The following is a 12,304-nucleotide window of genomic DNA, read 5'->3' as shown; positions in this document are numbered from 1 at the left end:
CTCAACTGCTCGGCCACTGCCTGGCGTCCGGGGGTGCGCTGAGCCCGTCGAACAGGATGGTCAGGTGATTGTCGATCAACCTGCTCATTGCGATGCCGTCGGACGGCACGATGCCGAACACCTCGGCGAGCAGCACATGGGCCATGATCGGCCCAACGATCGATCGAATGGTGAGCGACGGGTCGACGGGACGCAGATAGCCCTGGTCCACCCCCCGGGCGATGATCCGCTCGAGGGTGGGCAGCACCCGGTCCAGCACTTCACGGCGATACATCTGCGCGAGGTGCGGAAATTGCGCGACTTCGCGCAGGATCACCTTGGGGATCGCCAGCATCGTGGGGTCACTCAGCCGTCCGGCCAGCATCTTCAGCACCGTGCTGATCACCACGCGGGGATCACCTTCGAAGCTGGCGAGGCTGGAAAAGGCCGTATCGGCGAGCGGCGTCAGCGCCCGCTTCACCAGCCCCTCGAGCACCGCATCCTTCGAGGGGAAGTAGATGTAGAGCGTCCCCTTGCTGACCCCGGCGCGCCTGGCGATCTCGTCGACCCGCGTCGCGGCGAAGCCATTTTCGATGAACAGCGCCAGCGCCGCATCCAGCACTTCGTCCGGCCGCGCCTCTGCCCGCCGGCGGAATTTCGGACCGCGTTGTACGGGTGCTGCCTCGTCCGTTCCCGCGCGGTCAGTCCCCGAAAGCGCGCTGCCGGCTGCACTCAACGGCGTCTTCGGATGGGTGTCGTCTGCCAAAGAACTCACTCCTGACCAGCTAGTCACTTATTATATAACTGACCGGTCAGTCAGTTGCAAATTGCGCAACGCGCTGATGCAGAATGACTTTTCTATCGGCGGTCTAAATTCGGCAGCGATGGTCGGTGGAAGAAAGCAGGATCGGGTCGGCCTCGGCGGCGTTTCGGCATCTGAAGGTCGCGCAAATCGCACTATGTGTGCGGCGTAAACATTGGCCTTCCCACCCGTCCGCAAGGTGGGCCGCGGTCGCATTGGACGACAGACAGCCGCCCCCTCAGCCGTGGGTCAGCTGTCCCCTCCAAACGCCCTCTGCGCTCAGACTGGCGCCGCAGATATCGCTGACACGGCCAGCCTGCAGGGTCGAACCGCACGAGCGAACGGCCTGCCGCACAGCGCCTATGCATATGACTGGCTGGCAGTCTGGAACGCAGTGTGCGACACAATGCGCCCAAATCTCCAAGATTCTCTACGAAGGAAGGTCCTCCATGAGTGCCGAAACGATGCTGGGCGCCCAACCGGCTGCTGCGCCCGCCGACAACACCGCCCGCAACAGGCTGGTGATTGCACTGTTGCTGGTCTCGACCTTCGTGGTGTTTTTGAACGAAACGATCATGAGCGTCGCGATCCCGCACCTCATGACCGACCTGAACGTCACCGCCAGTGCGGCCCAGTGGCTCACCACTGCCTTCCTGCTGACCATGGCCGTGGTCATTCCGATCACCGGCTTTCTGCTGCAGCGCCTCAACACCCGGCCGATCTTCATGCTCGCCATGTCGATCTTTTCGGTCGGCACGCTGATCTGCGCCGTGTCGCCGGGTCTCGAACTGCTGGTTTTCGGCCGCGTGATTCAGGCGACCGGCACGGCGATCATGATGCCGCTGCTGATGACCACCGTGATGACGCTCGTGCCGCCGGCCTCGCGCGGCAAGACCATGGGCAATATCTCGATCGTCATCTCCGTCGCGCCCGCCCTTGGTCCGACCATCGGCGGCTTCATTCTCGATTTCCTCGACTGGCGCTGGATCTACATCCTCGTGCTGCCGATCGCCCTCGGCGCGCTAGTTCTGGGTATCGTCAAGATCAAGAACGTCTCGACCCCGCGCTATGCGCCGCTCGACATCATCTCGGTCATTCTGTCGGCCTTCGCCTTCGGCGGCATCGTCTATGGCCTGTCCAGCATCGGTGAAGGCGTCGCGCACCCCGAGATGGTTCTGGTGCCGGCCTGGATCCCCCTGGCTATTGGCCTCGTCTCCATGGGCATCTTCATCTGGCGCCAGCTGAACCTGCAAAAGGATGACAAGGCGCTGCTCGATTTCCGCACCTTTGCGTCGAAGAACTATGCCTTTGCGGTGATGACCATGGCGGTCGCCATGATGGCGCTGTTCGGCACCGTCATCCTGCTGCCGATCTACACCCAGAACGTGCTCGGGCTGAGCACGCTGAACACCGGGCTGATCCTGCTGCCGGGCGGCTTGCTGATGGGGCTGCTCGCCCCGACGGTCGGACGGCTCTATGACAAGATCGGCGCCACCAAGCTGCTGGTGCCCGGCACGATCATCGTTTCGGCCGTTTTGTGGATGCTGACCCTCGTCGATCAGAACACGCCGGTCTGGGCGGTCGTAGTCGGCCACATCACCATTTCGCTGGGTCTGGCTCTGGTTTTCACGCCGCTGTTCACGGCTTCGCTGAGCTCGGTGCCGTCAAAGCTCTATTCGCATGGTTCGGCGATTCTCGGATCGATCCAGCAGGTGGCGGGTGCGGCGGGCGTGGCCCTGTTCATCGCCATGATGACCATCCGTACTGCGAGCCTGTCCGCCGAGGGCGCAGCGCCGATCGACGCGCTCTCCGGTGGCATTCGCATGGGGTTCCTGTGCGGCGCCATCATCTCGCTGCTGGCGGTGGCGGGGGCGTTCTTCGTGCGCAAGCCCGACGACGCCGATGCCCCGCCGCATGCCGGCCACTGAGGCTACACCAAAGCCCTGAAAAGACGAAAGGCGCTCAACCCTTGCGGGGAGCGCCTTTCTTTCGGTCGGGACAGGCTGCCGGGAGGGAAACAGCGCCCCGTCGTCCAACCGCTGAGGGCGGATATACGATTCAGCTGGTCGTCTTTCAAGAGCGCTTTAGCGATTTAGCTGCGTCAGCTTGTCACCCCGCCGGATTTCCGCCTGCCGCCAGTGTCGTAAAGGCAGTTGGGGCCTGCTGGATCCGGCGCAGAATCTGCGACGCCGCCTCGTCCGCACTGCTGCGTGAGGTGTCCACCGTCAGGTCGTATATGCCAGGCTGATGCACGGCGTCCTGCCAGCGCTGCACCGGCGGCGGAATGCCCGGACCGGCCTCGTAGCCTGCAGGATCGGCGCGCCGCCGCTCCATGATCACCTCGATCGGACAGAAGACACCGATCAGCCAGGCGGGTAGCGCGTTGAGCCGGCGCGCAGAGTCTTCAAGCATGTAGAGGGGACGGGAATAGCCGTCGTGGTGACCGAGATCGGCAACCACGTCGAGCCCGAGGCGGCTGTGTGCCGCGATGGACTCGTAGAGCGCCGCAAACAGAATAGGCAGGTGTGCCTCGAGCTCGGGCCGCTCACCGCCCGGACGCAAGCCTATTCCCGGCTGCAACGCGGCGGGCGTCGCACGGCGCATGTGATCGACGCCCAGATTGATCCACCGCCCGGGCTCACGCGCCTGCAGGGCGGCCACGATCGAACTTTTGCCCGATCGCGGCACCCCGTTCAGCACGACAATGCGCCCCGGCTGCACGCGCGATCAGGCGTTCTTGGCCCGTTCGATCGACTCGAGGATCACCTTGCGCGCGTCGTCGACGCCACCGATCCGCTCGATCTTGGCCCACTTGCCGGGCTCCAGATCCTTGTAGTGCGTGAAGAAGTGCTTCACCCGCTCAAGCTGGATTTCCTGCATGTCGCCCACATCGTGGATATTGTCGTACATCCGAGTGAGCTTGCTGTTGGGCACGGCGAGGATTTTTTCGTCGACGCCACCATCATCTTCCATGAACAGCACACCGAACGGGCGCGAGCGCACGACAGCACCGGGCACCAGCGGCCGGGAGTTCAGAACGATGACATCCAGCGGATCGCCATCACCGCACAGCGTATGCGGCACGAAGCCGTAATTGCCCGGGTAGCGCATGGGCGTGTAAAGGAACCGGTCGACGAACAGGGCGCCGGATTCCTTGTCGATTTCGTATTTGATCGGCTCGCCCCCGAGCGGCACCTCGATGATCACATTGAGGTCGTCCGGAGGGTTCTTTCCGATGGCGATGGCGTCGATATTCATGAGTATCCCTGTATGGGCTGAGCGAGTGCCGTCTTGTTGCCCATCGCGGGACATGATTGCAAGGCACACCTGCGCTCAGCCGCCATGCGCCGAAGGATCGTATCCGTGAAAATATCTGTTCTGGCCCTGATGCTCGGTCTCGCCAACGCCCCGGCCTTCGGCCAGGAGCCGCTGTCGAGCTATACCGATCTCGATCTCACCCAGTGCACCGTCATTGAATCCGATGACTTCAACAGCGTCTGGGCCTGCTCCGGCCTCAAGGGCATGCCGGTCATGGTGCGCCAGTCCGAACTGCGCATGCATGTCTCGTTCGGGCTCACCTCGACCACCGAGAAGGCCGCCAAACAGACAATTCCGCCACGCAACGAACTCGCACCGGCAATCGAATGGCGCGTCTCGAACGACGAAGGCTATTTCAAGCCCTTCGCTGCCATTGTCGGCTACAGTTTCGAACGTGAGGGTGAAGATGAGCCGGGTCAGGTGCTGACGGTCATCAAGATCGCGCCGGGCGCCACATGCCAGGTGGCCTTTATAGACATGGAAGCCGAGCCCCAAGCGGCGGACCTCGCCCGAAAGACTGCTGACGAAACCGCCAGGGACTTCGATTGTGCCGACGAGCCGAAGCCCGTCGGCACATTCAGTGCGTTCTGAAACTAGTTGGCCGGAGCCGCCTCGCCTTCAGTCTGCCGCTTGACCCCGGCCGCCAGCTCGGCATCCGGAATCGAGATCTCGGTGCTGTCGCGCAGGCCGGTAATCGTCGCGTCATATGCGTCATACATGGCCTGCTGGCCAAGCTGCGGCGCCAGTTGTTCGATCGGCGGCGGCGTAGTCATCCGCTTTTCTTCGAGCTTGATGATGTGCCAGCCGAACTGGCTCTCGACCGGCGCACTGACTTCACCCGGCTCGAGCGTGAAGGCGACCTCTTCGAAGGCCGGCACCATCATGCCCTTGGAGAAAAAGCCCAGGTCGCCGCCGGTCTGCTTGCCGCTCGGATCGATGGTCTTTTCCATCGCCACCATCTCAAAGGGCTTGCCGCTCTCGAGATCGGCTTCGACCTGCTTGGCCTCTTCCTCGGTCTCGACGAGAATGTGGCGCGCATGCACCTCCTCGACCGGCTCGAAGTCGGCGACGAACTTGTCATAGGCGGCCTGCAGCGTCGCCTCGTTGATGCCGTCGGCGATCTTTTCGGCAAAGAAAGAGCGGCGCAGAGCGCTGTCTTCCATGTACTGCACACGGCGCTTGAACAGCTCGGTCTGGTCCATGCCGGCATCGCGCGCGGCTTTGGCCATGATCTTCATGTCGACGAGCACGCTGACCAGAAAGGCACGGCGCTCCTGCGGCGGCACCTGTGCCAGATTGTCCTGCAGGTCTTCCGCCGCAAAGGCGAGATCCGCTTCGGTGATGGTTTCGTCGCCAACTGTCGCGACGACGTCCATCGGGCTGACTTCGGTGCCTGCGGCCGGTGCATCGGCCGCAGGGGCCTCGGCAGCAGGAGCCTCGGCAGCGGGAGCATCCGCCGGCGCTTCGGCCGGAGCCTCGGTGGCGGCGGGCGTTTCAGTGCTGTCCTGGGCCTGTGCCGCCAGCGGCAGCACGGACAGCGCGGTGCCCAGCAGCAGCGCTGCGGCGGCACGGGCAAAGACAGGGCCTTGGCCCATGCGTGTAATATTCATCATTTTGGAAGTTCTCCTCGGCTATCGCGGAGCCCCCGGCCCTCGGCGGCGGGCAGGTTTGGCCCATTTCCGCTCCGTTGACAAGGCAACCCCCCGCTCTTACATGTCTCGCCACTTCAAAGAGTGTTGACGGGCAGGAATCCCGCCACTTTTGCTGGCCATTACGTCGGCAATACGCCCGTCGGGCGAAAATTCAGAGGACATAGCCCTATGGTATTCGCTAAGCTCGCAAAGGCGATCTTCGGTTCTGCCAACGATCGGCAGGTCAAGAAGTATCTGCCGCGCGTGGAGGCCATCAACGCGCTCGAGCCTGAGCTGGCAAAGCTCAGCGACGACGAGCTGCGCGCCCGCACCGAACAGTTCAAGGCCGACTTCGCCGCCGGCAAGACCCTTGATGATCTGATGGTCCCCGCCTTCGCCACCGTGCGCGAGGCTGCAAAGCGTGTGCTCGGCATGCGGCACTTCGACGTGCAGCTGATCGGTGGCATGGTGCTCAACAACCGCTCGATCGCGGAAATGCGCACCGGTGAGGGCAAGACCCTGGTCGCCACCCTGCCGGTCTATCTCAACGCCATCGCCGGCAAGGGCGTGCACGTCGTCACCGTCAACGACTACCTCGCCCGCCGCGACGCCGGCTGGATGGGCCAGGTCTATAACTTCCTCGGTCTGACGACCGGCATCATCGTGCATGGGCTCAACGACGAAGAGCGCAAGGCTGCCTATGCCGCCGACGTGACCTATGGCACGAACAACGAATTCGGCTTCGACTACCTTCGCGACAACATGAAATACTCGCGCGCCCAGATGGTGCAGCGCGGTCATGGCTACGCGATCGTCGACGAGGTGGACTCGATCCTGGTCGACGAGGCCCGGACGCCGCTGATCATTTCCGGCCCCTCGTCCGACCGCTCGGCGCTCTACGAGCTGGTCGACGGCCTGATCCCGCTGCTCGACGACGATGATTTCGAGATCGACGAGAAGCAGCGCTCCGCCACCTTCACCGATGCCGGCATCGAAAAGCTCGAAGCCAAGCTGACGGCGGATGGACATCTGAAGAGTGAGTCGCTCTATGACATCGAGAATGTTGCCTTCGTCCATCATCTGAATTCGGCGCTGCGCGCCCACAAGATGTTCCAGCGCGACAAGGACTACATTGTCCGCAACGACGAAGTGGTGATCATCGACGAGTTCACCGGCCGCATGATGCCGGGCCGGCGCTATTCCGAGGGCCTGCATCAGGCGCTGGAGGCCAAGGAACACGTGACCATCCAGCCAGAGAACCAGACGCTGGCCTCGATCACCTTCCAGAACTATTTCCGCCTCTACGACAAGCTGGCCGGCATGACCGGCACGGCCGCCACCGAGGCCGAGGAATTCGCCGACATCTACGGTCTCAACGTCGTCACCATCCCGACCAATGTCGATGTGCAGCGTGTCGACGAAGACGATGCGATCTTCCGCACCGCAGCCGAAAAGTTCAACGCCATCGCCGATCTGATCGCCGAGGCGCGCGGCCGCGGCCAGCCGATTCTCGTCGGCACCACCTCGATTGAAAAATCCGAGATGCTGGCCGAACTGCTGAAGCAGAAGGGCGTCGAGAACATCGCCGTGCTGAACGCCCGTCACCACGAGCAGGAAGCCCAGATTATCGCCGATGCTGGTGTGCCCGGCGCCGTGACCATTGCGACCAACATGGCTGGTCGCGGTACCGACATTCAGCTCGGCGGCAATCTGGAGATGCGCATCGAGAAGGAAACCGCTGGTCTCGAAGGCGTCGAGCGCGACACCAAGATTGCCCGCATCAAGGAACAGATCGAGAAAGACAAGCGTGATGCGCTGGCGTCCGGCGGCCTCTACATCGTCGGCACCGAGCGCCACGAAAGCCGCCGTATCGACAACCAGCTGCGTGGCCGTGCCGGTCGTCAGGGCGACCCCGGACATTCCAAGTTCTACCTGTCGCTGCAGGACGACCTGATGCGCATCTTCCCGGTCGACAGCATGGATTCCATGCTCGCGAAGCTGGGGCTCGAAGAGGGCGAGTCGATCACCCATCCGTGGGTGACCAAGGCCATCGAGCGCGCCCAGGGCCGCGTCGAGGCGCGCAACTTCGACATCCGCAAGAACATCCTGAAATACGACGACGTGATGAATGATCAGCGCAAGGCGATCTTCTCGGAACGTCTCGAACTGATGGATAGCGAAGACGTCAACGAGACCGTGGCCGAGATGCGCCACCAGGTCGTCGACGACATCATCTCCCGCGCGATCCCCGAGCGCTCCTATCCCGAGCAGTGGAACACCGAACTGCTTGGCTCGTCGGCCAAGACCTATCTCAACCTCGAAATTCCGGCCAAGGAATGGGCGGAGGAAGAGGGCATCGACGCCGAGGTGGTGCGCGAGCGCATGGTCAAGCTCGCCGATGAGGCAGCGGCTGCAAAGGTCGCGAAATACTCGCCGGATCTTTTCCGTCAGGTCGAAAAGCAGATTCTGCTGCAATCGATCGACGGCTTGTGGCGCGAGCACCTCGTGACCCTCGACCAGCTCAGCAAGGTGATCGGCTGGCGCGGCCTCGCCCAGCGCGATCCGCTGAACGAATACAAGCAGGAAGCCTATGAGCTGTTCCAGGGCCTGCTGTCGACACTGCGCGAACTGGTCACGACCCAGCTCAGCCATGTCGAACTGCAGCGCCAGGCACCGGAACTCGATGAACCCGACATGTCGGACTTCAACGAAGTGCACATGGACCCGCTGACCGGCGAAAACGATGCGCTCGGCGATGATGCCCCCCGCCGGGCACGTTCGGCTGGTCCGATGCTCGCTGCCATGGGCGGCGCCTCGGCATCGGGCGCCGGCGTTGCCGAGGCGGCCGACCCGAGCCTCGCACCGATCGATCCCAAGCTGCTGGTTGGCGTGTCCCGCAACGCGCCCTGCCCCTGCGGCTCGGGCAAGAAGTTCAAGCACTGCCACGGCGCGCTCTGACGCCAGCAGACCCCAGACACTGAAACGCAGCAGCCCCGCGCCTCACAACGAGACGCGGGGCTGATTTTTACGCTGGTCCGTGCCTGGAGACCGCGCCCCTCAGGTGCAGGTGACCCGCAGTTCGGCAAAGCCCTCAGCGTCGGCCGAGAACACCATGATGGTGCATTTGGTGCCGGCCAGCGTGCCGAAGCTGTTCTCGACGATCGTGCCCGAGCCACCAACATCCACCGTATCGCCGGTGATCGCGCCGACTCGCAGCGCCGTCGTCATCCGGCATAGCGGATAGGTTTCGTTGGGGATTGCCATGAACCGTGTGCCGAGCGGAATGCAATCGGTCGTCGGCCCGTCTGCATCGCCTTGCTGCCCGACGTCGGCCGTCTCGACCGCCTGAGTCTCTGCGGCCGCGGCATCTGCCTCGGCGGTCGCCTGAGCACTCTCCAGGGCGTTGATACGGGTCTGCAACGCCAGCAGCGCCTCGGCTGTGCCGTCATCCTCAGCCGGGATGGAAAGGCTCTCAAGCTGCTCGGCAACGGTGTCGAGCTCCGCCTGCACCCGGCCCAGCTCGACCATGACCGCCTGACGCCCGGCATCGGCATTCATCTGCACGATGATCGCACCCGCTAGGGCGATCAGGCCGACGAAAGCCGCCAAGAAGGGGATGATGCGGTCGATCAGGACCAGGCGACGATTGCGGCGCATTCCGACCCCTCCGCTTCAGTGCCAAAAACATACCTGCCCGCGCAGGCCGCGACTTTCGGGGGCTGCCGCTGCGCTTCGAAAAGGTCGTAGCCCTGCTTGAGATTGCGCCAGAACCCAAGCCATGGCGCATCGGCCGCGGCGCTCAGCGCTTCGCTGCTCAGGCGGAACGGGAACACATGCACGTCGACCGCGTCCTGCCCGGCTTTCAGCGCCGCTTCGACCACGGCATAGACCTCGTCGACATGCGCGTCGGTGATGGCATAGCAGCCGATCGAGGAGCAGCCGCCATGCACCATGAGTGCCGAGCCGGTGCGATCGTGCTGTCGGTCATAGGCATTGGGAAAGCCGAGATTGAAGCTCAGATGATGCCGCGAGTTGGGGTTCAGCTGGGCCAGTCCGACCCGGTAGAACCCCTCCGGCGCCTGGCGGTCGCCTTCGGCCAGCTTGGGCCCGAGCTCGCCCGAATAGCGGCAGATCTCATAATCGCGAAACTTCGAATAGCGACCGTCATCGCCGGCAAGCCACAGCTCCAGCCGGTTCTCGCGCTTGAAGATGCGCACATGCGCCGGATCGCCCATCTGGTGCCCCGCTGCACTGAGCGAGGCGACCAGCGCGCTGCGATCATAGACCTGGGGCGTATCATCCGTTGGTGTCATGCGGGACATATGGCGCACCCCGAGGACCAGCACCACCGCTGCGGTGACGACAACAATGGCGAGCGCCAGACCTGTCGCTGGGCCGCGCATCGCCTAGACGCGATCGAGGCGCGGCTGCGGCACGGGCGCGGACTGGGGCGCTGTCGTCTGGGGCTGCTGATCGGCCTCGGCGCTGTTCTCGCCACCGAAGAGACCGCCGAAGAAGGAGCCAATGGCCTCGCCGCGCGCCTTCGCAGATTCCTTGGCATCGGCCGCCGCCTGCTCCTCGGCCGCCTGCTTTGCCGCCCGGTCGTTGATCGCCGCGAGCTCGGTCTTGAACGCCGCATCGTCGGCCTGCTGGCGCGCCGCGACGCTGGCCGGCAGCACCTTGGCACCGGATGGGCAGGACGCCGCGGCGTCGAGACCGCCGCCCGAAACGCCGAAGACATACTGCTTTTCGCACACATCCCAGGTCGGGGGCCGTCTGGCGACCTCGAACCGGTCGTAGCCTTCCTTGATGTCGCGCCAGAAGCTCATATGCGGGCTGTCGGCATGGCGCGCGAAGTTCTTCGCCGTCATGCGGAAGGGAAAGATCTGCAGCTGGAAGGAGTTGTTGCCGCCCTTGAACGTCTCGCGGGCCAGCGCATAGATCTCGGCGATCGACTCGTCGGTCATCGAGTAGCAACCGCGTGACGAGCAATCGCCATGCACCATCAGGTCGCTGCCGGTACGGCCATGCGCCCGGTCGAACTTGTTGGGAAAGCCGGTATTGAACGCCAGATAGTAGTTCGAGTTCGGATTCATCAGGCCGGGCGTGATGGTGTAGAAGCCCTCGGGCGACTGGCGGTCGCCTTCCTTGATCTTGGGGCCCAGTGCGCCGGACCAGGCGCAGATCTCATAGCTCTTGAACAGCTTGAAGCTGCCGTTGCCGACCTGCTTCCAGACCTCGAGTTCGGAGCTTTCCTTGTAGATGCGGATCATCATCGCCGCGCCGGGCGACGAGCCCATGGCGCTGAGCTTGCTGACCGTCGCCGACTTGAGCGGTTGAGTCGAGCGCGCGTTGCCGGACGTCAGCCCGTTGCAACCGGCGAGCAACGCCGCAAGTCCGAGGACCGCGAGGGCCCCGATTGCCTTAAGCAAAATTCTGTTCACGACCCGACACCTGAAACACGGCACTCCCGCCTCACCGGTTACGCGTCACACGGTTACGGCCCGCTTAGCGCAGATGGTTAATCGAACCTTACCCATCCGCTATGGCGCACCGGCTCGGGGCAGATCAATTCAATTTCGAACCAATGGCGATGTATTTGTCCCGCCTGTGTTCTCGAATCTCCAACCGCCCCTTGGTACCCGGGAAATCGGTCATAAAATCGGCAATCGCCTTGCCCGTCTTTTCCATCACCTCTGCGTGATGACGATGCGCACCACCTGCTGGCTCCCCGATGATGCCGTCGATCACGCCGAGGCTCATCAGATCCTGCGCGGTGATCTTCATGTTGTTGGCAGCATCCTGCGCCTTGGCCGGATCGCGCCACAGGATCGAGGCGGCGCCTTCCGGCGAAATCACTGCGTAGATTGAGTTTTCCAGCATCAGGACGCGATTGGCCACTGCAATGGCGATGGCGCCACCGGAGCCGCCCTCGCCGATGATGATCGACAGATTCGGCACGCCGAGCTCCAGCGACTTCTCGGTCGACCGGGCAATCGCCTCGGCCTGGCCGCGCTCTTCGGCGTCGATGCCTGGGAACGCCCCGGCTGTATCGACGAACGAAATCACCGGAATGTCGAACCGGTCGGCCATTTCCATGATGCGCACGGCCTTGCGATAACCTTCGGGCCGCGACATGCCGAAATTATGCTTGAGCCGGGTCTCGGTGTCCGAGCCCTTCTCCTGTCCCAAAATGGCAACGGCCTGCCCGCGGAAGCGGCCGAAGCCGGCCTGCAGCGCAGCGTCCTCGCCGAATTTTCGGTCGCCGGCCAGCGGCGTCCACTCGGTGATTAGCGCCCCGACATAATCGGAAAAATGCGGCCGCAGCGGATGGCGGGCGACCTGCATGCGCTGCCACGGTGTGAGCCGGCGATAGATGTCGACCAGCGCCTCGTCGGCACGCGCCGAGAGCCGGCCAACCTCTTCGTCGATCGACACGGCCTGATCACCGGTCGCGAGCGATTTCAGTTCGGCGATCTTGCTTTCGAGATCGGCCACCGGCTTTTCGAAATCGAGATAGGATTGCATCCGGCCTCTGTATCCATTGGTTTCGCGTGCTCAGGTCACGCGTCAA

Annotated in this window: 11 protein-coding genes; 3 read left to right on the top strand and 8 right to left on the bottom strand. The window is 63.5% G+C overall.

The window, feature by feature from the left end:
- Position 1: 1 nt before the first annotated feature.
- A complete protein-coding gene (locus ACN0TK_RS01825; protein ID WP_417307721.1) occupies positions 2–745 on the bottom strand; it encodes a TetR/AcrR family transcriptional regulator in 744 nt (247 codons plus the stop codon).
- Between the two features lie 485 nt (positions 746–1,230).
- Here ACN0TK_RS01825 and ACN0TK_RS01820 point away from each other — a divergent pair, with 485 nt between their 5' ends.
- Positions 1,231–2,709 (top strand): MDR family MFS transporter, encoded by a 1,479-nt coding sequence (locus ACN0TK_RS01820; protein ID WP_417307720.1) that lies wholly within the window; start codon positions 1,231–1,233, stop codon positions 2,707–2,709.
- A 181-nt stretch (positions 2,710–2,890) separates the two neighbouring features.
- On the opposite strand, the gene ACN0TK_RS01815 is transcribed toward ACN0TK_RS01820, so the two are convergent.
- Positions 2,891–3,502 (bottom strand): chloramphenicol phosphotransferase CPT family protein, encoded by a 612-nt coding sequence (locus tag ACN0TK_RS01815; RefSeq protein WP_417307719.1) that lies wholly within the window; start codon positions 3,500–3,502, stop codon positions 2,891–2,893.
- Between the two features lie 6 nt (positions 3,503–3,508).
- A complete protein-coding gene (gene ppa / locus ACN0TK_RS01810; RefSeq protein WP_417307718.1) occupies positions 3,509–4,039 on the bottom strand; it encodes an inorganic diphosphatase in 531 nt (176 codons plus the stop codon).
- Between the two features lie 105 nt (positions 4,040–4,144).
- On the opposite strand from ppa, the gene ACN0TK_RS01805 reads away from it, so the two are divergent.
- The gene (locus tag ACN0TK_RS01805) at positions 4,145–4,690 is read left to right on the top strand and encodes a hypothetical protein (RefSeq protein ID WP_417307717.1); all 546 of its coding nucleotides are present in this window, start codon (positions 4,145–4,147) and stop codon (positions 4,688–4,690) included.
- Positions 4,691–4,692: 2 nt separating this feature from the next.
- Here the strand turns inward: ACN0TK_RS01805 and ACN0TK_RS01800 are convergent, their stop codons facing one another.
- Positions 4,693–5,712 (bottom strand): peptidylprolyl isomerase, encoded by a 1,020-nt coding sequence (locus ACN0TK_RS01800; protein WP_417307716.1) that lies wholly within the window; start codon positions 5,710–5,712, stop codon positions 4,693–4,695.
- Between the two features lie 207 nt (positions 5,713–5,919).
- On the opposite strand from ACN0TK_RS01800, the gene secA reads away from it, so the two are divergent.
- Complete coding sequence (secA, locus tag ACN0TK_RS01795; RefSeq protein WP_417307715.1) at positions 5,920–8,688, top strand: preprotein translocase subunit SecA; 2,769 nt, start codon at positions 5,920–5,922, stop codon at positions 8,686–8,688.
- A gap of 99 nt (positions 8,689–8,787) precedes the next feature.
- Here the strand turns inward: secA and ACN0TK_RS01790 are convergent, their stop codons facing one another.
- The 4 genes from ACN0TK_RS01790 to ACN0TK_RS01775 all read right to left on the bottom strand — a co-directional run bounded on the left by ACN0TK_RS01790 (position 8,788) and on the right by ACN0TK_RS01775 (position 12,258).
- On the bottom strand, positions 8,788–9,387 hold the full coding sequence (locus ACN0TK_RS01790) for a hypothetical protein (RefSeq protein ID WP_417307714.1): 600 nt from the start codon (positions 9,385–9,387) through the stop codon (positions 8,788–8,790).
- Positions 9,360–10,133: a 2-dehydro-3-deoxyphosphooctonate aldolase gene (locus ACN0TK_RS01785; protein WP_417307713.1), complete on the bottom strand. Its 774-nt coding sequence runs from the start codon at positions 10,131–10,133 to the stop codon at positions 9,360–9,362. The genes ACN0TK_RS01790 and ACN0TK_RS01785 overlap by 28 nt, the downstream gene beginning before the upstream one ends.
- Before the next feature lie 3 nt (positions 10,134–10,136).
- Positions 10,137–11,174, bottom strand: a complete 1,038-nt coding sequence (locus tag ACN0TK_RS01780; protein ID WP_417307712.1) for a L,D-transpeptidase family protein — start codon at positions 11,172–11,174, stop codon at positions 10,137–10,139.
- Between the two features lie 124 nt (positions 11,175–11,298).
- Complete coding sequence (locus tag ACN0TK_RS01775; RefSeq protein ID WP_417307711.1) at positions 11,299–12,258, bottom strand: acetyl-CoA carboxylase carboxyltransferase subunit alpha; 960 nt, start codon at positions 12,256–12,258, stop codon at positions 11,299–11,301.
- Positions 12,259–12,304 lie beyond the last annotated feature (46 nt).

This window comes from Devosia sp., from assembly GCF_048261455.1.
GTDB lineage: Bacteria > Pseudomonadota > Alphaproteobacteria > Rhizobiales > Devosiaceae > Devosia_A.
The sequence above is the reverse complement of the archived record's forward strand: the minus strand, read 5'-3'. Positions and strand labels throughout refer to the sequence as shown.